This window comes from Thalassospira xianhensis MCCC 1A02616 (assembly GCF_003326475.1).
GTDB classification, from domain to species: Bacteria; Pseudomonadota; Alphaproteobacteria; order Rhodospirillales; family Thalassospiraceae; genus Thalassospira; species Thalassospira xianhensis.
Map to the genome: position 1 here is coordinate 34,792 of NZ_JPWA01000001.1, position 22,227 is coordinate 57,018.

At 50.7% G+C, this 22,227-nt stretch carries 24 protein-coding genes; 12 read left to right on the plus strand and 12 right to left on the minus strand.

Annotated features, from left to right (window positions below; translation table 11 throughout):
* Window positions 1-20 precede the first annotated feature (20 nt).
* The 8 genes from TH5_RS00205 to TH5_RS00245 form a co-directional block, all read right to left on the minus strand.
* Window positions 21-548: a hypothetical protein gene (locus tag TH5_RS00205; RefSeq protein WP_114119997.1), complete on the minus strand. Its 528-nt coding sequence runs from the start codon at window positions 546-548 to the stop codon at window positions 21-23.
* An 80-nt stretch (window positions 549-628) separates the two neighbouring features.
* Complete coding sequence (locus tag TH5_RS00210) at window positions 629-1,156, minus strand: hypothetical protein (protein WP_114119998.1); 528 nt, start codon at window positions 1,154-1,156, stop codon at window positions 629-631.
* A gap of 158 nt (window positions 1,157-1,314) precedes the next feature.
* Window positions 1,315-1,761, minus strand: coding sequence for a hypothetical protein (locus TH5_RS00215; RefSeq protein WP_114119999.1), 447 nt, complete (start codon window positions 1,759-1,761; stop codon window positions 1,315-1,317).
* Window position 1,762: 1 nt separating this feature from the next.
* Entirely contained in the window at window positions 1,763-2,491 is a 729-nt protein-coding gene (locus TH5_RS00220) for a hypothetical protein (RefSeq protein WP_114120000.1), read from the minus strand.
* Window positions 2,492-2,587: 96 nt separating this feature from the next.
* On the minus strand, window positions 2,588-3,328 hold the full coding sequence (locus TH5_RS00225) for a hypothetical protein (protein WP_147249986.1): 741 nt from the start codon (window positions 3,326-3,328) through the stop codon (window positions 2,588-2,590).
* 88 nt (window positions 3,329-3,416) lie between these two features.
* Window positions 3,417-3,809 (minus strand): ASCH domain-containing protein, encoded by a 393-nt coding sequence (locus tag TH5_RS00230; RefSeq protein ID WP_114120002.1) that lies wholly within the window; start codon window positions 3,807-3,809, stop codon window positions 3,417-3,419.
* Window positions 3,810-4,385: 576 nt separating this feature from the next.
* Window positions 4,386-5,075, minus strand: a complete 690-nt coding sequence (locus TH5_RS00240; protein WP_147249987.1) for a hypothetical protein — start codon at window positions 5,073-5,075, stop codon at window positions 4,386-4,388.
* A 45-nt stretch (window positions 5,076-5,120) separates the two neighbouring features.
* Window positions 5,121-5,843, minus strand: a complete 723-nt coding sequence (locus TH5_RS00245; protein ID WP_114120005.1) for a DUF2161 family putative PD-(D/E)XK-type phosphodiesterase — start codon at window positions 5,841-5,843, stop codon at window positions 5,121-5,123.
* A 233-nt stretch (window positions 5,844-6,076) separates the two neighbouring features.
* Between TH5_RS00245 and TH5_RS00250 the strand changes: the two genes are divergently transcribed.
* Entirely contained in the window at window positions 6,077-6,988 is a 912-nt protein-coding gene (locus TH5_RS00250) for a hypothetical protein (protein WP_114120006.1), read from the plus strand.
* Here the strand turns inward: TH5_RS00250 and TH5_RS00255 are convergent.
* Both TH5_RS00255 and infC read right to left on the minus strand, forming a co-directional pair.
* Complete coding sequence (locus TH5_RS00255; protein ID WP_142994509.1) at window positions 6,985-7,392, minus strand: hypothetical protein; 408 nt, start codon at window positions 7,390-7,392, stop codon at window positions 6,985-6,987. The genes TH5_RS00250 and TH5_RS00255 overlap by 4 nt on opposite strands.
* A 414-nt stretch (window positions 7,393-7,806) precedes the next feature.
* Window positions 7,807-8,358 carry a translation initiation factor IF-3 gene (gene infC, locus TH5_RS00260; protein WP_097052217.1) on the minus strand — a complete coding sequence of 184 codons (552 nt, stop codon included), beginning with the start codon at window positions 8,356-8,358 and terminating at the stop codon, window positions 7,807-7,809.
* A gap of 167 nt (window positions 8,359-8,525) precedes the next feature.
* On the opposite strand from infC, the gene TH5_RS00265 reads away from it, so the two are divergent.
* From TH5_RS00265 to TH5_RS00315, 11 genes are all read left to right on the plus strand, one after another.
* Entirely contained in the window at window positions 8,526-9,398 is an 873-nt protein-coding gene (locus TH5_RS00265) for a hypothetical protein (RefSeq protein ID WP_114120007.1), read from the plus strand.
* Window positions 9,399-9,498: 100 nt separating this feature from the next.
* Window positions 9,499-10,440, plus strand: a complete 942-nt coding sequence (locus TH5_RS00270) for a hypothetical protein (RefSeq protein ID WP_167443413.1) — start codon at window positions 9,499-9,501, stop codon at window positions 10,438-10,440.
* Entirely contained in the window at window positions 10,437-11,492 is a 1,056-nt protein-coding gene (locus TH5_RS00275; RefSeq protein WP_114120009.1) for a hypothetical protein, read from the plus strand. Before TH5_RS00270 ends, TH5_RS00275 begins: the two co-directional genes overlap by 4 nt.
* 63 nt (window positions 11,493-11,555) lie before the next feature.
* Window positions 11,556-12,599 (plus strand): hypothetical protein, encoded by a 1,044-nt coding sequence (locus TH5_RS00280; RefSeq protein ID WP_114120010.1) that lies wholly within the window; start codon window positions 11,556-11,558, stop codon window positions 12,597-12,599.
* Window positions 12,600-12,625: 26 nt separating this feature from the next.
* Window positions 12,626-13,501 carry a hypothetical protein gene (locus TH5_RS00285; RefSeq protein WP_114120011.1) on the plus strand — a complete coding sequence of 292 codons (876 nt, stop codon included), beginning with the start codon at window positions 12,626-12,628 and terminating at the stop codon, window positions 13,499-13,501.
* A gap of 170 nt (window positions 13,502-13,671) precedes the next feature.
* Window positions 13,672-14,670 carry a hypothetical protein gene (locus TH5_RS00290; protein ID WP_114120012.1) on the plus strand — a complete coding sequence of 333 codons (999 nt, stop codon included), beginning with the start codon at window positions 13,672-13,674 and terminating at the stop codon, window positions 14,668-14,670.
* Complete coding sequence (locus tag TH5_RS00295; protein WP_114120013.1) at window positions 14,667-15,659, plus strand: hypothetical protein; 993 nt, start codon at window positions 14,667-14,669, stop codon at window positions 15,657-15,659. The genes TH5_RS00290 and TH5_RS00295 overlap by 4 nt, the downstream gene beginning before the upstream one ends.
* Window positions 15,656-16,639, plus strand: a complete 984-nt coding sequence (locus TH5_RS00300) for a hypothetical protein (protein ID WP_114120014.1) — start codon at window positions 15,656-15,658, stop codon at window positions 16,637-16,639. Before TH5_RS00295 ends, TH5_RS00300 begins: the two co-directional genes overlap by 4 nt.
* Window positions 16,640-16,649: 10 nt before the next feature.
* Window positions 16,650-17,771, plus strand: a complete 1,122-nt coding sequence (locus TH5_RS00305; protein WP_114120015.1) for a hypothetical protein — start codon at window positions 16,650-16,652, stop codon at window positions 17,769-17,771.
* Between the two features lie 28 nt (window positions 17,772-17,799).
* Window positions 17,800-18,867, plus strand: a complete 1,068-nt coding sequence (locus TH5_RS00310) for a hypothetical protein (protein ID WP_114120016.1) — start codon at window positions 17,800-17,802, stop codon at window positions 18,865-18,867.
* Between the two features lie 56 nt (window positions 18,868-18,923).
* Window positions 18,924-19,910 carry a hypothetical protein gene (locus tag TH5_RS00315; RefSeq protein ID WP_147249988.1) on the plus strand — a complete coding sequence of 329 codons (987 nt, stop codon included), beginning with the start codon at window positions 18,924-18,926 and terminating at the stop codon, window positions 19,908-19,910.
* Window positions 19,911-20,011: 101 nt separating this feature from the next.
* Here the strand turns inward: TH5_RS00315 and TH5_RS00320 are convergent, their stop codons facing one another.
* Window positions 20,012-21,319, minus strand: a complete 1,308-nt coding sequence (locus TH5_RS00320) for a hypothetical protein (protein WP_114120018.1) — start codon at window positions 21,317-21,319, stop codon at window positions 20,012-20,014.
* 20 nt (window positions 21,320-21,339) lie between these two features.
* Complete coding sequence (locus tag TH5_RS00325; protein WP_114120019.1) at window positions 21,340-22,200, minus strand: hypothetical protein; 861 nt, start codon at window positions 22,198-22,200, stop codon at window positions 21,340-21,342.
* Window positions 22,201-22,227: the final 27 nt, after the last annotated feature.

Genomic DNA, 22,227 nt, shown 5'->3' on the forward strand with positions numbered 1-22,227 from the left:
ACAGGTGAAAAGGAATTTTTCTATTCTTTGTATGCGAATAGTATGTGGTGGGAGCTATTGTATGAGTATGCAATGCAGTCGAACTTAACCGGCCCTAAACTTACGGAAGAAAGTGAGGCAATTATCGGCTCAATATTGTTGTCAGACCCATTCATCTTCTCTATTTCCTGGCACACTGGGGTGTCCTCGATGTCGTCAAGAGTAACCTGTCTTTCAAGATTTTCTATCGGCAACACCCAAATCTCATTGTAACGAAACCATGAACTGCTTAGCGTGGGTGATTTTCCGATCCATTTAACCTTCGTTGCACTAGAGGGATTTGACGACAAATGACCAGCAGTGACAAGCGCCCTAGAATTCGGAAGTGGACCATGCTCAGTTTGTTGTATTCTAGAAGCCGCAGCAACTTGTTCTGCCGCTGCCAATAGATGTTTAGCTTGATTGGTTGCGGTATTCGAAAACCACGTATTGCCTAGATAAACAGCACTGGCCAAGGCTAGTATAACACCAAGTGAAATCGACAATACTGCAACGACTAAACTATACATTCGAGCCTCTGGAAGGAGAATTGTAAGAGGGAAGCAATCATTCTACAACAGATCGAAAAGTGACTAGCCTTGGGATTTTCTTACTCCTTGTATGCGAAGAGGATATGGTAGGAAAACCCGATGCAGTCGAACTTAACAGGCCCTAAACTTACGGAAGAAGTCGAGGTAATTATTGGCCCAATATTGTTGTCAGTCCCATTTATCTTTTCTATCGCCTGACACACTGGGTTATTCTCAATGTCTTCAAGAGTAACTTGTCTTCCAAAATTTTCTATCGGCCGCAACCAGACTCCTGTACCTGAACGAGACCAGGAGCGGCGAAAAATAGGTGCCCCTCCAGTTACCCATTGATCCTCTGTCCCTACAGCACCGGAAGGATTTGATGACAAATACCCATTAACGCTAAGACCGTAAGATAATGGATACTGAGCACCGTCCGCTTCTGCCAGTTTGGAAGCTGCTGCAACTTGTTCTGCCACAGCCAACAAGTGTTTAACCTGGTTGGTTGTGGTATTCGAAAACCACGCATTGCCTAGATAAACCGCACTGGCCAAGGCCAATATAACGCCAAGTGAAATCGACAGTACTGCTACAACTAGGCTATACATCGTGGCCCTTTAAAGTAAAACAAGAGAAGTGTCTTTCAATGACATGACAAACTAATGGTATCACGAAAGAAAAATAGGAAAACAGAAAATTATGATTTTCTTTTGATCTAGAAGTCCGTCAATCTCGCTTAGCGGCAGTAGGGGAATTCTGAAATATGTTAAAGAGTAGGAGCGTTGATAAGAGGTGATGGCTGGAACTTTTCGATTAGTGAGGCATAGCTGATATCCAATTCGACCTGTCCAAGATATTCGGCATCTCTGAACAAATCTTCGCCATCAACACCCTTACCAGCATCATAGTCCCCAGAGCGGAACACGGCGATGCACCCGATGTGCTGTGCATAAGGCATCACTTTGTTCATAGCTTCGGTGAATGACGCTTCATCATCAAAACCAAACCCTGACAGACCAGCCTCTGGCTCCCAACACCAGTCGCCAGTAACGGGGTCTTGCCGAGGTGGGAGGAGGTGGCCCGCTCCATCAGGATAGGTCTCTGAAATCGCCTCAGCGATCTCAGAGACACTACTCACCCAGGCATTATAAACACCAGAGAAGTTTCTGACGACGTCGTCCTCAGGCGCAATGGTTGCGCGGAGGAAAAGCATCTTAGGCGTATGCCTGCGAGGAAACGAAGCCGCCTTCGCCAACATATTCACGCATCGACTGCCGTGTTTCCCCAGGGCCGTCCAGCTTTCGCGAAACGACTTCATAGTCGCTAAAGCCTCTGCCCGGCGTTGGGGAGGAGACACTGTAACGATCCGTAATTTTGCCATTCTGATACAGAATGTTTTCACCGCCCGTTTGGAGCATTGCTTCATTCGAACGCAGGATTACCCGACGCATGGCAAGGTAGTCATCCCTTGAAACACTCTCGAGCTTATCACTGCCTGCACGCTGGACGAAATAGGCATCCTTATTGCGATCGTGAACCATTCCTTCAATAGAATGGATTTGCGCAGCAAGCTCCCGCGACATCCCGCCGCCGGTGAAAGCGCTTTTGAGCTTCCCAAACATCTGCCCGACTTTGTCACCAACAACATGGGCCGCAATTTCGCCTGCCTTGGAAATGGCAAACGTCGTAGCAATGGGCGCGAGTGCAACGGCCGCCCACGCCGCGGTCGTTGCCATATCAGTCGAGGAACCAGCCTGGGCGAAGCTCGCAGCAAGTGTGTGAGCGACTTCAACCATATGCCCGGCGACTGAAGCCATTGTGTCGGACATTGGAACACCAGTTCCACCGATGGTTCCGCCTGTCACGACAACAGCAGCAGGCACCAGTCCGCTCAGAGCGACCGCAGCCTTGCTGAAATCGGAACGAAGAGACAGATTTCCCATGAGAGAATACTCCATTGTGAATTATGCCCGCGCCCGTAGACGAAGGGACTAAACCCATGGTCCGCCACCAGGTTGCAAAGGACAAACTGTTACCGCCTAACTCTGGCTTAGCCCATGGGGCGCAGCCGCCACGGGATACCTCACATAGTCCCTCAATAGCAGGGGGGAAGGGTCAACACCACCGGCACCTTTGGAGATCACCTCAGCATCACCCAAGCAGGGTTCAACAGTAAGGCAAGGGCATAGGAACCGATCGGCAATCTTGCCATTTTCGTACTGAAGGTTATCACTTCCCCTTTGCAGGAGAGCTTCCGGGGACGTCAGGGCCGTACGGCGAGCATTAAGGTATGCTTCCCGTGCCACCTTAGTAACGTGTTTTCCTTCACGACCAACGAGATACAAATCTTCGCCATCGTCATGAATCAGCCCTCTAATCTTGCTGATGCTGCACGACAGGCCAGAGAAAATTCCTTTCGGCCCCTCATCACCGGTGTCAGGATTTACCTCGGATGAAAGAATTGGTTTTGCCGAAATCTCAACCGCTCTTGCAAGGTTGTCGAGGGCGCGCGTTGCCGTGCGACTATTTAGCTCCGCTACGAACAAACCACTGTCTGAAATCGCGATGGTAGCCGCAATACCAGAGGCAACAATAACATCCATTCCCAACGTGTTGTCGGTTTGGCCATTCCCACCCCAGTACTCAGCAATGATGCGAAGGTGTTCAGACAGCCTCTCCGGTTGAGGAGCGGCTCCTCCAGGACCTCGGCCCGTCTGGGAAATCGCGGACCGGAAAAATCCGAGAACGGCTGAAGATGCTGCAAAGTTGCTCTTGTTCAAGGGGTTGTCCTCCATTGAATGGCTTAGAGGCGAGTGTGCATGACGACGTGTTGTTGCATTCAATCATATCTATAACCATGGCAACCAACTAGAAGAAATACTCTTTTCTGACGGCTTCCTGGACAGGCGGTGGGAGTTTCACCCAAATCACTGCTCCGTGTGGGTGCGTGTAAGGAACAGGGTTGCGGAACTTGACGGCATTCTCCAGTTCCCACCCATATTTCCACTTGTCCACTTTTCCCTGGACAATGTCATCTACCGGAATCATATGCCTCGACGTTAGTGCAAGCATTTCGTCCCGGCCGAGCGGACCGCTTGTACCGGCCAGTGTGGCAGCGCCCATAATTAGCCCTGAACCGCCTTCAATAAGGCCAACTCTACCGCGGCGAGATGTCGCACGCGAACGCATTTCGAGTGTTTTGCCTTCGAAGAAAATCTTGTTCAGCCATTGCTGGTGGATAATCAGCCCAGTATCGAACAATTTATAACCTCAATATGGAGGGGGGAGCCCCGCATGTGCGGGGAAGACGAATGGAACAGCTTAACAACCTGCGCGAGGAGTGGCGTACCCCCGAATGCGCGGGGAAGACGTAGTTACTCACAAACCATATTGGTATCTTACAGGTGTACCCCCGCACATGCGGGGAAGACTTGAGGCGGTCCAACGCCTTCGCAATGGTTTCTGGTGTACCCCCGCACATGCGGGGAAGGCCCTGACCCATAAGACATTGAAAAGTCAGGATTTCTTTAAGCGAGTTTCGCGGATTGCATAATTAATGAGCAGTCAGCGATGGCTCAATCTAAGTCATACCATTCTCTATGTCAACAATCATGTTATCCTTAAGGTGCCACTCGAAACCACAGTGACAGATAATTTCAAACCAATGTTCCAATGCCTCCGGGGAACCGGCGAGGTCGCCGGATAAAAGGCCCGCCTTGCACAAAAAGAAAATGCCGTCCCAGACGTGACCCTGAGACGGCATCAAAGCGCCGAGTGCGCACAACAAGCACGCTATAGTGAGATGATACTCTCCGCCGCTATTTCAAGGTCAGGGAACTAAAGCTTTGGACCTCTCTGTGACAGCGGCGGCTTCTCTGCCTGAATCCGGTGTTTGAAGGCCATCAGTTCGGGACTGCCATTAAGGCTCTTTTCGACCACTTCCTGCGCTCGGGTCAGCACACTTGACACACTCTCGGGCAAGTCAGGCTGTGTGTTCAGCAGCAGCACAATCCGCTTCATGAACTCCAGATGGGTAAGAGTTTCGCTCAGCTTCAAACTATCCCAATGACTGGTGACGGCGGTGGACATCTTAACGAAGGAATCAATGCCAATATTGTAGCGCCAGGTTTGGTTAAGTCCCTCCACAGGGTTCCCGGGGCAACTCCAATATGGTTCATACGGGTTCGCACCACAAAGAAAGGCATTCTGCCTATAATTGCTCATGTAGGCCGCTTCGAGGTAGTGAATGCTCGGCCCAAGATCTGCGTCGGTCGCGCGCGTGATAGAGATACCGGCTTTGTGTGCAACTTCCGACAGGTTCATGCGCAAGTTAACGATATCGGCCCGGTTATTAACGCAGAACAGGACCGCATTTGCATATTCAGGCACGACCTTGAAAAGGACGACGCCATCCGCAGACACAATTTCGGCATTCCCGTTCATCTGGTAAGGGCCAGTCCGGGAAAAACTCTGGCCAAGCGGCTGTTCGCAATGTTCTTGCCACGCGTCTGTACTGATCGCTTCCATTTTCCACTCACTACTATGTTGCTTTGGCAGCACCATACAATGCTGTCAGGCAAGCAACCGGGCCTGGCTTTCTTGTGCTAGTTGCGCGGCAATAATGTCAGAATACTCTTGCAATGCCTCGCGACCTTTCGGTGTCACTTCATACACGCCTCGCTCCACCCGATTAAACCAACCATAGTGATTGTTGCGCAGAATAGCCGATGCGTTGTCGACCCCGGACAGATTACGGATCTCCACGCCGCGGTACTGCTGATAAAGCCCAAAGGCTCTCAGGCATCGCAGTGAATCTTCCAGATATGCCGTAACCAGCCGCTTCCGGTTTGTTCCACCTACATTATGGTCGCCGCTGCGGCGCTTGAACTCACTAACAATACGGTTTTGTTTCTTGGTATACTTGCGCGGGGTGTAGGGGGCAGGGTCCACTAGACAGTCGGCCTTCATTGTCCTGTGGTGAACAACAATCAGCCCCACACCCAGCATCTGGCACAATCGAATAGCCTTCTTTGCCTGTCGGTCCCAGTTTTTGCGCGCGACCTTTCCTTCCGGGAGGGCGGTGGCAATATAGACGAGGTCCACACCCGACAACCGTTCAAGAGCTTGATAAATCACAGGAAGGCCAAACTTCAATTTGAGTTCGGCCGCGATAACGGCGTCATCCTTCATAGCCACGAGGTCACATTTCTGGACTTCGGATTTCACCTCATACCCAAAGCTTTCAAAATAGTCTTTCACCGGGCTGTAGAGTTGTTCTTCGAGCGAAATCGCCATGGGAGCCTCTTTCTTCTGTTGGATATACCTTATTCAAGCAGGATTATCTTGTCAACATATTAGAACAGCGACTTATTTATTGTGACTTGCAAGATAAGAAGCAAGTATCAAGGCCACGCCCGCCTTTTCTTGCGCAGTAATCTTATTGAGATGTGCATAAAAGCGATTATGACGTCGGGAGCTGACATCCATTGCTCTCAAGATGCTCCCGCCTGCTGACTGAAGGGTTCAGAATGAAAAAACAGGATTTGGCGCAACTGCGCGCATTTCACGACAACATGCAATCAAATGAATTTGACGGCTTCACCCAAACAGTTAGTTCTGGCGCTCCATCCGAAGGAAGTCACCCCTACTTCAAGGTGCTGGCTGTAGTTGGTGTGTCTCTGGGGCTGGCAATGAACGCAGCGAGTGAATGGCAAGACGCTTCGCCAAGCACACCACACTATCAGATTACTGGAAATGCCTTCAGCGGTGATGATTGTGCGTTCACCTGCGTAAATGTGCTGCATGCCTCCCTGCGTGCAGATGATGCGCTGACTTTCGTGGCAGATAACATGGATGTTGGGCTAAAAAGGGAATTTCTGACATGGTATCGAGAGGCATCTTTTGACGACGACTATTGGGTCGATCCAGCCGTAGAGAGAACACTAACCTCAGAGGAAGCCGGATACCTGTCTTACTTGAGAGCGAACTATGCCGATGCCTACGGTGCCTTACAGGTCATCAGGGATGGTGGCCCACTTGAGTTCGTCACAAAAGTTGCCGATTCACGCCTTCTTGATTTCGAAGAGGCTATGAATGGCAAGTTGCCAAGAGAGCTCATTAGCGTCAGCCTGACGTCAGCAGCTATTGATGGTGCCGTCACCTGGGCCGTCATTCAAGGAGAGGGCGCGCTAACGTGGATGACAGATGACGACATTTCCCACCGAGCGAAGGAAATCGTCGATACGGTTAAAATGCCCTTCTCCGTGTATCAACAGATGCTTTCGGGAGACTTGAGCGCGGCTCTTGACATAGAGCTGCCGGACGTGACGGGGGTCATCGCCGAAACGATTGGAACCAGGCTTGACAAGGTTGACCGGATTGAACTCGCCAAGGTAAATCGGAGACCCAATACTGAAGTGATGGATCTCGTAATAGACTAACTGGCCTGATCAAGGACAAGCTCTTCAGTGTAAGGCTTGTCCTTGATGCGTGCAAAATATGAACCAATCGGAGTGTCGTTAACCACTTCACAGACAAGAAGGTAATGCGTGCCAAATTTACGCGGGTCACCCGGGATTGGTGTGCGGCCTTTTGTTAGTGCCTCGCTATGACGTGGAACCGAAGAAATCCACTCAACGGCCGTGTCATGCACATAGGGGAGAATAATGCGCTCAGCTTTTCCTTGTTCCGAAATATTGGCCACCCAGCGGTCGCCCGCTTGCCCGAAAGTAATAACAGGGCAAACCAGTGACGTTCCCTTGGGCAGAACAATGCTCAGAAGAACCTCCCCACTGTCATTTCTGGTCACATCCATTTTCGTAGCGGGATAAGCAATTGGTAACATGTTCTACCTCTTCGGAGCCGCGCATCTACACAAAACGTGCACAGGTATAATTATTGCTTCAAGATAATAAGGTTGTCTAGCACATCCAGCAAATTTGAAGATAAATTTAAGAATAAGTCCTTTTTATACTAACTAAGGCGGTAAAACATGTCGCGACTTAAGCAATAAAGTAAAACGAAGTTCTCTTATTTGAAGTAAAATCAAAACTCACTTCAACTAATGAGCGGATTTAAACTTGTAACTTACACGTTCTGAAACGGCTCGTGTTCGAAACACATATGCCAACAGAAAATCGCCCGACAGGATTTCCTATTGGGCGATTTCATAGAACCTTGCGAATTCGCAATCAAACATGCAACGAGATATGCCCCGAGGGATAATCATCTCCGCCCAAGCTTGATCTGAAGGTTCAGGTCAGGAACATGTCGAGACCAAAACCAAGGACATTTGTCGCCCATCCATACGCGGTGGCTGTTCCACTTTCGAGTAGGCAGCCAAATCATCCCGCCCACGTGTCAGAAGGGCCAGCCCAAGCTCTTGATGGGATAGCTCACGACCCCGGAACCGCATGGTCAATTTGACCTTGTGCCCCTGCTTCAGGAACTTGGCCGCAGCCCGGAGTTTCACCTGATAGTCATGGGTATCCGTCACTGGCCGGAACTTTAATTCCTTGGTCTCGACGACTTTGGCTTTCTTTCGAGCTTCTGACGCTCGCTTCTGGGATTCGTATTTGTACTTCCCGAAATCAAGGATCTTGCACACCGGCGGATTACCAACCGGATTGATTTCAAGGAGATCCAGGTCGCGGGCTTCGGCTAGTCGCATTGCTTCGGCAATCGCAACGTCTCCGATTTTTTCACCTGATTCATCGATAAGAAAAACACGAGGCGCCGTGATATTCCCGTTTACCCTCGGGCTACTCTTCGTCGCCGGGGCACTGTTCGTCTGTACTATGACCTTCTCCATCAAAGGAAAGTTTTGAAGTTATCCTTCAATCTGAAGGCTATATCTTCTATGTTTTGCTTGTCAATCGACTTTATCCGTGAAGTCGGCGGGTAAATGCAACTTTGCCTTCTCAATTGCAACGAAACATATAAAAATGGGGACATCACAGTTTTATCGAGGACAACCCAATGCGCACCAAACCAATCAGGGGCCTTCGCGGGCAAGATGAGAACTTCAAAATTCCGGTTCGGTCTGACCATTTCATTCAGTTGGTCGACAGGTTTGGAGCGCAGGCAACCGAAATCGGCTTGAACCTCACGCTCCCGGATGGCGCATATCAGGAGGCAGTAGGTTACCTGGATGTTTTGATGCTGAGCGAGAACAAAAAGAGCGAGGACATGCCGCCAGCGCCAGTCAAGTTACAGCTCAAGCCAGAATACTTCATTGTGTCAATGATCCCTTCCACATCTCAGGATGTTGTTACCTGTGAAGTTCCCTCCCTGGACGAAGCGCGGGTACAAGTAGCAGCATGGAAAAGATGCTTCCGGTCTCCGGACAACCCTGCTCCCAGGTTTGACTGTTGTGCCGTTTATCCCGATGGCTTGACAGTTCAGTTTGACCTTTATGCACCTGATGAACAATTGGTGGCACTTGATAGCTCTGGACAACGGGATGACCGGTTCCGCCCTGCTCGGTATGATTTGTCATTTGCCGTTGACGCCTCGGCAACCGCTGACTTGGTTCCGCCTTGCCTATTCATCGACTACTTCGACCACCCCTATATTGGCCAGGATGTGTCTATCGAGCAACCGGATATCTTTGATTCCAGTGACGACCTCGCGACATGGGAAAAGCCATTCGGCGTGCTATTCTCAGATGGGGAACCGCTGATCTACGTGGACACCAAGGAGGAGGCAGAGTCTGTCGTAAACACTTGGCGACTCTGGAATAATATCGACCCGCTTGCTCCTGATAAGGAGCCACTATTTAGCGAGGAAGAATTAACGAAATATTTTCCTGATATCGCAATTCAAACGGCGAGCACGTCACTAACGATGTAATTGACATTTGTTGTTTGCATCTATCCACGCAACCCTCAGGGACAGAAGCAACTGTCCCTGAGGGTTTTTCTTTTAGGGGCTCATGGGAACCCGAAAGAAAATGCTCTTTCCTGTCGAAATATATTACCAAACTGCACTCTTGCGTGAAAACGGGGAGGCTGAGACCGTACACGTCAAAGAGGTCGTGCAACTTCCTGTTATTGAGATTGACGCAGAGGCATTCCCATATGTTGCCTGCCTGAAACGCGATACATCCAATTTATTGGACGAGACACTCGAAATCAGAAAAAGCGGTGCCGAGTTTTATCACCAGCTTACCGATCAGAGTGCAGATACGAGCGCATCTATTGCTCGTATCTTGGCTGCGCAGGCCATCAGTGTCCCGAACGCCGCAGCAGTACCATTGGCAGAATTGCATGCTGCTGGTGAAACGTTTTCCTTGGGAGATCGGGCGAGCACATTGAGTTCTTCGATCCGAGCACTGGAGGATACCAGGCTCCTCGACGGCCAACTGTTTATTCAATGCGGTGAACCAGGATGGGAAGTGATTACTCCGGATCATCTGCGGACATCCTTCAGAAAGCCAAATGTCTCGTCTCCGGACCATTTGCGGGAATGGGTTCGACCGGACCAGCTGGAAGCTTACATTCTGGGGAGGGAAGTCGGCGGTGGTACCGTATGTCTCGATGGCGACCTTTCCGACCTGAAAGCAGGCGCTTTCTCCTACAGACAAAAAGAATGGGCGTTGCGTCATCAGGTTTGGCGGATGATGTCTTGGTTTGGCGACCCGCGCAAACCAGAGATAGTTGACCTGTCATCGGACGACTTTGATGCCATTCAGGCCATCTATAAAGCTGTCAGGAAAACAACTTCCATCGACGAACCAATTTCGCCGCTCACAGACGCCATTAAGTGCGCTGCGCATGCACTTGAGAAGCTGCCGGAGGAACGACGCATGGCTATCAACAACGCGCTGGCAGCCGTCATGCCACGCGCTCGAACGAGAAATATTGATCTGATTGCAAAGGATTGGCGTCCATGATTATCGATGTCTACTTTCACCATAACGTAACTTACACACCGCCGCGCGCTCGCAATGAGAAAAACATGACGATGCGGCAGACGATACTCGGGAACTTTCAGGAGTTCACGGGAGACCAATGCAAATCTGTTGGAACCATTACGAAGGAACCGAATGCTGACCCGGTCGAAATTTTCTTTGATGGGAAGACGTGCTATGCCGATACCGGCCTGACACCGGAGAGCCTTAAAGAGGTAATAAATACCGATGACCCGCACCGCAATCCTCTGCGAGACGTCCAGCAGCTCTGGTGGGGAACGACCAGCAACGGCCAACCTACCGACAGATTAATCATTGCAGAAGATGTCGATCCCAAACGGATCGGTTCCAGTGATTTCCATGAACAACGGGCCAAAGTTCTTCAGGCGATTATGGAGTTTGCCATTATCGATGGCAAACTTATCAAGCGCGTCGGCACGCCCGTCTGGCATCATAAAATCACTTTTGCGGATGATGGCACCCCTGTGTTTGAAATTCGCCCGCTGCTGGTCACAGAAGACTGGCTTTACAAAGCGGTCGAAGAAGACGACAGGCAGGCGAAGGTCATGGAGACGCTGGTTAGCCTCCTCCGAGATGGCGACGTTGAAGCCTACTACACCAAGTTAGCCGACGCTTTGAACAAATCGAAGTTTGGCCGTGATCGTGCCCCTAAAAAGATTCAACGACTTGGCTCTATCGATATTTCAGAGCCCGAAGCTCTCAAAATTGATCTGGAAACGCCGAAATTGTTGGCCGCTGCACAGAGAGTTGTGCAGGGATGGGGAGGTTCAATCAAGACATCGATTGCATCCACATCGGCCGAACATTTCGCAGCATATGCAGCTCTGCGTGATGCGTTCACAAACCTAAAGGGGCGGGAAATCACAGAGGATCTGTCCGTCGCCATTGAGCTGGCGGCAAACCACTATGATGCCGACGGGGCACGGTCCTTGGCAAGCGCCCATAAGCAATGGCGGGAAAGCGTGTTGAGCGAAATTAAGCCCTTCAACTCATGTACGAACATGGCGCCGTAAGACGGACCGGACAACATCACGCCAATAGTTCGCCTAAGTCACCTACGCAAGAGGACTACCAACATGATTATCGAGATCCCGTTCATCCGGAGCATGCGCTACTTGATGCCGCGAGCACGCAATCCCCGCGAGATTTATGCGAAAAGCTCAATGCTTCTCAACATCCTGGAAACTGACGCCTCAGAATCCCCTCTTGTCGGGATGTACGCTGAAAATGACAAAACTGAGCCGCGTGATGTGTTCTACGACGGCAATCAGCTTTACATCGACACCGGCGTGAATGCGGACGAGTTCGAGCAACTATGTCTCGCCCCTGATTCCGATAACAACCCGCTAGGTAGTGTTCAGCGCCTCTATCTGCGGGGCCGGTTGGATGTTGACGTCCTCCTTGAAGAGGGGGACGTCATAAACGGTAGGATTGTGGAGGGCACTGACACACTTGATGAGCGCAGGGCGACGATACTCGATGTTGCCAACCAATATCGGGTGAGGGCAGGCAAAATCGTTTCCACCATTGGTGAGCCGTATTGGAAATACCGTGTCTCCACGTCCATGAGGAATAATATAAAGACGCTCTTCCTCTCTCCAGTGACGGTTCCATCGAGCCTCATGGATAAAGTCATCAAAAACGAAAATTTCGGGGAGGCTACGTCATATCTGTCCCAGCTGCTGCCTGCACATAAGCTGGATAGTTTTATCGAGCATTACAATGCAACATACAGGATACCGATCGATGAAATTAATCGGTCAGGTGTTCTGGAAATCACTGCGCCCGAAATCTACAAGGAAGACCTGACCCTTCCGGTTCTATATGACAAAGTCAGGTTCTGGCTGCAATCTTGGAGGAAGGAAATCGCTGGACACATCGATGAAGTTTCCATCGAAGAAATGGAACGGTTCATCCCCTTCCGGGACGCTTTCAATGACTACACCGAGACCCCAGGGGACACAGATCTTCTTGGAGAGCTAACCGATCAAGTAGCAACGCTGATTGATAGTGGCGCTGCCTCTGGCGATCTCGTGAAGGCGTTCAAGGCGTGGAGAAACGCTATGGATGAGAAGGCGAACGAGGTTGCATCAGAACCTCCTGCCGGGCCACGGCCGTAACGTTTACTACGGGAGCGACAGGGAAAATGTTCCACATCTCATTCTCATATGACGCGGTATTTGTGCGCCACGGGCACCGCTGGCGTGAGAAAGCGCGTTTCCGGGAAACCTTTGAATACGCCCCTTGCACTATGGACGCAGAAAGCCTGTCCCTTGTCGCTGAAGTGCAGAATGTCGAAGAGACTGATGAGGTGGTCTCTGTTTACGCTTTTGGAAACCGGTTTTGTCGGTCGTTGAAGGATGCTCCCCACGGAGGCTTTCTCGATGCATTAGCCAAAATCGAACCGAGTTCGCCAATCATCAAAGCAATCGCTCGCGAGGCCGCCTCAATACAGGATAGAGAAGCCCCTGAAAGTCTTGGCGTTGTCAAATCCTCGACCAAGAATGGCGAGATATCCAAGATAAAGCGATTCTTGGACCAGTTTCTGATGGTTGATGGCCACATTTATCGGGTATGTCCGGAACCGGTTTGGGGGGTGACAAGCACTGCGGCCAGAGTCTGCTTTCCCAGTGACAAGCTGAAAGTGACAAACCCGGAAATGTACTTCCGTCTGGATGATGTGGCAGACGTAAAAGCATTCATGCGCGTTACGGTGGACCCGAAGGTTTTTGGCAGTGTACGCATATTCAATCCGGGGCATCTAAAATTCGCTCGTGAAGAACTCATGACATTGAAGGAAATCGACCGACTTATCCTTGATATGGGAAACAAAATTCAGTTGGGTTCGTTCGAGACGACACACGAGATGTTCGCATTGTTTGCGGAACTGAGGGACACTCAAAAGAAGTGCCGAAGAAAAGGTGAGGTCTCTCCGCAGCTAAGACAGATATATCAAGACGCGCTGGCTCATATGACGATGGCTGACGAGCACAGCGCGGCTAGCATCCTGCAAGCTCTTTAGGGCACGTTCTGACTGGGAGAGTTGGGCTCCCTCTCATAAGAGAAATCACAGCGGACCTAACACCCCAGAAACACGTTCGTAATTCATCAATGGCAAAGTCGTTCGCGGTGTCTCTTGCTTATTGCTGTGTGAAGATTGGTAAGTTCAAAAATCAAAGTCGGGTGACCTGAATGATTATCGACAGTGTGGAATTCGTTTATTCGGCCCAATATCGGCCGCCGGGGAAGCGAAAGGCATCCTACCACTACTTTCGTGACGATATTCCGGTCAATGTCAGTGAAGTATCGCCAGTCGATTTTCCCGTTGCTGGCCGTTTCGGATATGATGAGGACCGCGTTAGTGAGCTTCGCACGAATGGAACTCACTTCTTTCTGCCGGTTATAGGAACAGATCCAGAAGGGAAATCGTTATTGTCGCCAGACAAATTTCGATCTTATTTGCGTTCGATGCTCTCCTTGCACGGACATGGGCAGTTGGTTGAGCGATTTGGAACTGAATGCTACTTGCATGCAGGTCTACCAAATGACGTTCGCCTTGAACATTCAGACCGGCAAATACTTATTAGAGAAATCGTAGAAGACGCCTCCAGTTTTGTTATCGTTGATGACCTTATTTACAGAAGGGTAGGTGAACCTTTCCTTCAGTATGACAGTCATCTCAATTACATGCGCCCCGTCTTGGTTAATGCATCTGAGAGACACGGGGTTCATGAACGACCAGACACCCTGGTCCGCCCGGATCAGATGGAACGGTACTTCGAGGTCATGAATATCGAAGCCGCTCCGGTTCTCGGTGTTTGCGAAATAGTCCGTCCAGACGTTTACTCTTTCCGTCCCGAGCAGGTTCAATTTCTTGCAGCATGCAAAGAAGTACGCAAGGAAATGCACGAGGAAATTGGAAGTCAGTCAATCGAGTTCTTTACTGTTTTCGCCAGTATTCGGGACGCACTTCACGCAGCGAAGGAGGGGGAAGTAACCTCAGAGCTAATTGAGGCAAGTGAAACTGCCATTGCATTCTTCGAAGGTTCCCCGGTCGAAGATATTCCCGACTATCTCGTTCCTCTTGTTCCCGAACTGAAACTGGCCAGGCGCCGTCTACAGGCCGAACTGACGACAGAGATTCAACCCGGGAACACATCGGAAAGCACGCTGGAAGGACTTCACCCATGATTATCGACGACGTGAAATTTGTGTTTGCCGCGAACTACATCCCAAGCCGACCAATATTCATTGAGCACGGAAAGCCACTGATGTTGCCAAGCAACTCGCAAGGAGGGAAAAACATCTACGTGGAAGACAGTATTCCTTTAACGATTGAGGAAATTGACTGCGCTTCCTTCGTGCAGGCAGGTGTGTTTCGTACAGGCTTGGCATCTCGTGAGTCAGAAGCTATTGAGTTGAAGCTTATGACTGATGGGGAGCATTTCTACAGTCCATTGCAGAACAGCCCCAAGGAGTACCTTGAGCACCGTATTAGTTTCGAAAGGTCTCACATCCCTGATGATGCCATTTCATTAAATCCGGAGGTGGTGAGCAGGCATGGTAAAATCAAATCTTCAGACCGTGGAATGGTCATCAGCAGACTCCTTGAGCATGCTGGGAAACTGATAATCTGCAATGGTCAGGCGTACTGCAAAACGGGTGAACCATTCTTCTTGTATAATCCATCCACTCACACGTTCTCGGCAACAATGCTGAATGATTGGGAAGAGTATTCTTCACCGCATCTCGTCAGGCCCGATAAAATTCACGACTACCTGACCACCTACTTCGACGGCGTGTACCCAGAGCCCGAGTTTGAGGGGAGGTGCGATATTTCCCGAACCGACCCCTATAAGTTGGAGCCTCAGAAGGCACTGCTTATGAAGACATGCTTTGAGGTTGAAAGAGAGATGAGGTCGGTAATCCTTGATCAGCCCGTCGAGAATTTCGCAGTCTATGCGGCACTCCGGGATGTCATGGCTACGCCGATAACCGAGCCGACCGAAGAGCTGCTGGAGGCGGCGGATGCTGCCATTGCACTCATGGAAAGCGAGCGGTGGGGCCGGGAGGACGCCAGGAAGCGACTGAGCTTCGCGCGCAAGTGGTACGGCACGTTCCCGAAGGCGGATATCGCCGAAGCTTCACAAGAGGCAATCAGCGAGAGGACACCAAGATGAAGACGCGTCTTTTCGATATTCCGTTCATGTATCAAATCACGCATATCCCACCTCGATGCCAGAAGGAGCGGTGGGCTAAGGTGCGGGACGTTCTAACACTTGCCATCCAGGAGGTGCCAGAGGATGAAGCCCCTTTGGCAATGGTGGTAACTCTCCCCGGTGGAAAGAAAATCGACTATCGGTGGCATCAAGGCCGACTGCTTTCTTACAATGAGAATTGCGGAGTGCCTCAGGATGACATCCTTGAGGTCTTTGCAAGGTTTGCCGAAATAAAAGACCATTCGCTTGAACGCATAGCGATAGAGGCAATTACAAAGCAGACACACAGCGACCGCCAACGAGTGGTTGCCCGGATAATTTCCAGTGCTTCTGATCTCAGGATTATTGGCGATCAACTCTGGACTCCAGCAACTGAACCTGTTTGGGAGCTCCGCGAGGTCCATGGCACCAGAACGTATTCAAGTTTGAGACCCAATGTTTCTTGGTGGAGCGCAGAGCCGAGCCTGGACATTGAATCCGGGAATATGTATCGCGCAGACGAGAAAGAAGTGGCCTTAGCTCTTGATACCGCCAGCAACACTGTCGTTGATGGAGACATTGAAGTTCTTCTTCCAGAGGTCGTCAGGCATCAACTTGACGCAGCATTCCTGACATATGCGTGTGAACAGACATGGGCATGGACGTCCATGGAATGCTTTCGTAAGGGGACCTGTGAGTTTTTCGCAGCCTATGCGGGCATCAGGGATGCTCTGCTCGAGATGTACGCAGAAGGCGGTGACGCTCGCAATGGCTTCTCAGGGTATATGGCTCCGGACCTGATCGAACACGCCGTCGCGTACCTGAACGAACATGACAGATTGTTTTCTCGGGAAGAATTCGGTGACCGGCGACGCATCCAAATTCTTCGACATGCCGTCCAGCGATACGAATACGTGCAGCAGCCATCCCTGACCATTGAAACATCAACTCCCAGACCATAGGCGCCCAGTTATGACCACGTCCCACATCATCGTCGATTATCCTTTCACCTATGAAGCTGCGATAGTTCCCCCGGGAAAAAGGAACCTCCGGCGGTTCGAGATAACCGACAAGGTTCCTGTTCGGCTGCCTGCAATTGAAGCAGAAGACTTCCCGATAGCTTTCAGGATCGCAGAGAGCCGACAAGAAGGCAAATACGTTGATTACCGCTTTCATGAAGGTCGCTTTTATGTCGCGACAACTCCGAAGGTGACGGAAGCCGAGTTCATCGCCAAAGTAGCAGCCGAGGACAATGTCTATGTCCCGGTACTCTTCCATGAATGGACAAAAGACATTCCCTCCATCGGATATTACGGCAACGATGCAACAAAGAAGATAAAATCCAATGAAATTGCCGGGCAGATATCTCACGACAACAGACGAGAATCGGTTACAGCAGTTCTCGACAATCTCCCGTTTGACTGCATTTTTTCAGACGGTCAACTGTGGCGAGTAGCCTATGAACCAGTCTGGAAATTCTCTCCGAGCACGTCCATCTACGCTAGGGGCAAAGAAAACTCTAGCTTCGACCTGGATGTCTGTGACAGTGCATGGATGACACCTGAACGCCGTAGTCAACACTGGCAATATCATCGTATTTTTGGCCTGGACGAACTGGAAGTTGGCAAACAGGTCATTGTGGAGAACGAGTTTGAACCTGACGAGAATTTCGATATCAAATGCTACGGAGATGTAGAGATTTTGCGTCCGGATCTCTTGCAACATCGCTTGCCCGAGCGTCGGATTATTGCAAAGGTTTCCGACTTCATGGGGCGTATTCGCTCCCTCGTATATGATGCGAGTGTAGGATACTTTGAAGCTTATGCAAAACTGCGAGATGAATGGTACGCCATTATCAGAGCGGATGATTTTTCCACAATGTCGGCCGAACTCACTCCGGGATTCCTTGATGCCATCGACGAGCTACTGGCGCGAGACGATCACCCCGCCCTGTTCGGCGACCCAATGAGACCTTCCAAATCCAGCGAATACCCTTACGGATTGGATGTCGCTGTCGAGCAATATCGTCGGCAGAGAATGTCGCCTGGGCACGATGCGCAGCTGACATTGGCAATTCCAGCACCGCGTTTCTGAACGCGGTGCTTAACATAGGAAACCCATCATGGCCGTTACCAGTATCGTTGTCGACTATCCGTTCACATATGAAGCGGAGGTCATGCTGCCGAAAAAAAGACTTCCACGTCAAATAACGGTCCATGACCGCGTCCCTCTCGGCATTACCGCACTTGATGGCGACGACTTTCCGATTGCATTCCAATGCTCCGCATTCAATTCTCCGCACGCTAAGTCGGACTATCGCTTTTATGGCGGTTCCCTCTACCGGGCCTCGACGCCTTCTCGGGAACTGAGTGCTCTCGTTGAAAAAATAGAAGCAGGCAATGCAGGCTTTACTCCGCAGCTCCTTCCTGATTGGATGCCCGGCGATCTGTCAGAACAACCGATGCAGCGTGGTCAGGACGTCAAGGCTTCAGACTTGAATGGCGAAGTCCTGAAGGATAACAGGCGGGAGACAGTGGCAATGCTGATAGACAGGTTGGCCGACGACTGCATTTTTGCCAACGGTCAGGTCTGGAGAAAAACCGGTGAGCCTTTCTGGCTATTGACGTCAAGCATCTGGCCAGTAACGAAGCGCCTGCAAATTGTACCAACCTCGCAATGGCATACGGTAGAGAACCAAGGGTATGAAAACACTTTTGCGCTTTGTGATCTTCCAAATGCGATGAATTACGCACGCGAGTTCATCGGCGGTGGGGAAGACGTCACTGTGCATGATGTGCTGGAAGTATTGATGCCAGAGGTGATAAACACGCGCTTTGCGGACCGAAAACTGGTCGACGCAGCAAAACGGTTCCTCCGCGATATCGAAGACCACCTCAAGAATGCAAACATGGCTTTCTTCCAGCAGTATATTGCGCTGCGGGAAGCGACGGAAGGAATTACCTCTCTTGAGAGCTTTTCGGCGACCGCCGCCGAGGTGACACCTAAATTCATGGAAGCTGTGACGGAGATTGTTTCGACGGATGACCTCCCGAACAGCCTGAACTATGATCGTAGGCGTGGTGAACTTCTGTTCGATTTCACCTTGGCTGTGGAAGCTTATAGAGGTTCACGCTATGCTCAGGATTTCCCAGAGCTGAGACAGGAACCAGCTTCTCCAAGATTTCCTTGAACAATCAGGGCGACTGATCCATTTTTACGCACTCACCGTGTAATCAAGGTCAACCAATGCCCGTAGATTTGAGCAGTCATCCTGAGTTCAGTCCAATTGAGTGGTTTGGCAATCTATCGCCGAATACAAAGGCGACATTTTTAAGAGCAACCATCTCAAATTTCATGACCCAGGACCCGACGGGTGCTCAAATGATGGAGATGTGGCGAAAAGGAAAAACAGCACGAACGTCGGTTCGCGCTGAAATGAACAATGACGCCACAATCAGCCTTGATGTCCATCTTAGTGTCGAAGACGCAGACAAGCGCCTATGGCGCACAACACGGGGACTGGTGGAACGGGATGGTGAACTGGATTTCCGCCCGGCCTCGGCCGGTACGGTAGAAGGAACTTTCGAAGGCTGGGGCGTCCCCCTGGGTGTCGGCTCTCTCGTCATTTATGAAAAACACGGGGCTATAGTCTTATCCGTTAACCGCATAAATAACCTCGACATTCGACGTGACTGGAAGGTCGGGGCAACAATGCAAGGTGACCTTCCAGATACAGATGGGCTGTTCATCTTACCGGATGAAGGGTTGATCACCATAATTGCTTGTTATGAGAGCCCCAGAAAACATGAGATTGCGTCTCTGCAAACAGCTCCCTTCGAATTAGGATTGGTGCGCGTTAACAAACATCTGTGCGTCATCGGTGGCCGGTGTGGAGACCTTACCGCTAATCAATGGGCAGACATGCCTCTTTCATTGGCGGTCGAGCAGCATAAAAACCGCAAGCTGAATAATGCCAACATCGACGGTCAACTTCAGATATTGTGTATCCTGGTTGATAGAAAGACTAAGAAAGTCCACGCATTGCGGCCAATCACGCTATCTCACGATGTTTCACAGGCATTGGAAGACTTGCTTGTCGAGCAGATTGAAGCTGGAGAATACACCCGTGAGCAATATATGGCGGATGTCGCCGACTTCCAGAGACGATACCCATCCCCGAGCTTGGTCGTCCAGGCATTTTCTGTAGCATGCACGTCCCAAGCCCACACATAGTGGTTTGCTTAAGCGGATTGTAGAATGCTTGCGGTGCAGAGAAGCCAAAACACCGGTCCGGGAATGCGTATCCTTGACCGGTGTTTTGGTTTGTGAAGACCTTAAATCTGCGGAGAAGATTTAATCAACTCGTTCATCGCGGAATTGACGGCGCTAGGGGAGCCCGGAATGGAAACCACTGGTGTTTCCCCCTCCCTATAGAAAGCGGCCAACAATGCCTGACAAACTACCTCGCGTCCGACATCTGAAGCCTTTTCGTTCGTTTCATCCGAAGACGGAACATTGTCGCGGGATGTCAAGATCCATGACCCAATGTCGGCGCGTCCGATGCCGCGGAAATATGCTCCCATCTGGTCGCAGAGGTAGACCCCGGAACCCCACACTTCGGTTGGCGGATATTGACTGTCATCCAGTGGGTTTTCTGCCAATAAGTCTAGCAGGCACCCTTCGCATTTATCTTGGTATTCTGCCGTCCGCAACAAATCCAGAGGGTTGACACTGCGGGCCCTCAAACCAACGCCGTTCATGTAGCGAATGGCCTGTTTGACGTCTTCGTATGTGACACCGGCGCAATGTTCGCGGAATGAATCGAGAGCTCGCGCGTCTCGAATAGCAGACATTTCCTGAATGCCCAAAAGAGATTTCTGAAGGTTTTGGGCCCTGTTCATCGAAACATCGATCTTTGCACAAAGGACGGGCAAATCGCTTTTGCGAGCCAGCATTACCATCATCTCGCGAACGCCTCGCCAGGCACCCCTGGCCTGGTTCCAGACGCCTTCAGTGAGGTTGGCAACAGCGCGCTTCTGTCCCTCAACGAAATCACCATCACCAAGAGCATGAATGGCCGGGCACAATTGCTTGACGAAGCGATCGTCCGCAATCAACTTTGTCGGAAAAGCACGACATGCATGGGCTGCCGGAGGAAGGTCGTTTCGTTTGTTTTCCGTATGCCCATGAGAATTGATTACGCCACGAGGCGTTTTAACACCCCGTTCCAGATCCTCCAGGAGGCTGACAAAGAGTTCGCCTGCTTTTGGTAGAAAGTCCTCGGCTACTTCTGCTACCGATAGCTTCTGAAAGCGCTCTTTTGAGACAAAGAACTGGATTTGTTCGTATCCGTGGTCCGGTGAGGGAGCGACCACCACGAAAATGTCATGGAGCGGCGTGGTGACAATCCACTTTCCGGCAAAATCAACGTCTGGCGACCCGAAAAAGTTCGGCGGGCCAAAACGGCGATACATATACGCCAGTAGCGTCGACCATTCAGGCAAATGCAACCATCTGTCTCCGATGGCGTCCTCGACTGTGAAACCGGCCTGGCTGAGGAGAGCGTTCGCGCCAAGAGGCATTCTCTCGAGATGGGCAAGTTCGGTGACAAACTCGGCTTTTGTCTTTGTGTTCGACAGCATGTGGTGGCCCTTTGCAATAGTTAGGGGACAAGTGTGGGGTGAGAAGCTTCTTCCGGGCTATCAGCCAGTTGTTTGCTCAAGAGCTTTGAAACGACTTTGACCTTCGTCGGGATATCGGCCGAGAGATTCCACGACGAGAAACATAGATCATCATGCGAGTGCCGAATTTGAAGCAGGGCAAACTGTTTCCATGCTGCGGAGGCGAGCTCATAAAACTCGCTCTGCTTCAGTTCAAAAACAGTTGCCAAGTCTTGATTATTGGGGTGCGGAACCAGAACGTCGACTGTCTCGCGCAATGGAGGCTCAGTTTCATTGCACGTGCGCTCGAATGTAACCCGAGCCATGTATTCTGGTTCTACCACCGACCATCCGGAAGATGCATCCCATACTAAATTATGCGATGCATAGATTGAACGTTGGGAAGATGTCGTCGCGGGTGGGATGTCCAGATGCTCTAGGAACTCGACCAGCACGTCTTCTCGAATACGGCTTCCCTGTGACGACGTTAAAATGTCCAGAATGCCCGCATTACTATCCCCTAAGAGGTCGACGGCAATGATTAGCGCTACCGGAGTGCCTCGCTGGTGTCTAACCCCAAACACAGATGTGTTGTCATCCCTTGTAATGATGAGGTCTTCCTTACATCCAAGGGCTTTCATATATGCAAGGAGCGGAGCTGAGCCGATAAACATTCTAACAAGATCAAACTCATCACAGGCTCGAACAAATTGAGGGGCATAGCCTTGTGTGTCACTTCGCATTGCCTGACCTCCTGAGAGGAGCTTTCTCGCCCTCGCGTGGAGGTCCTTGCGTTGCTTCAGCGGCACGGCATAGGCCGCATTGTAGCCGACAACATTATTCAGGTTGTATCCTTTGGGCATAGAGATGCCTTTCGGTGAGTGGAAGAC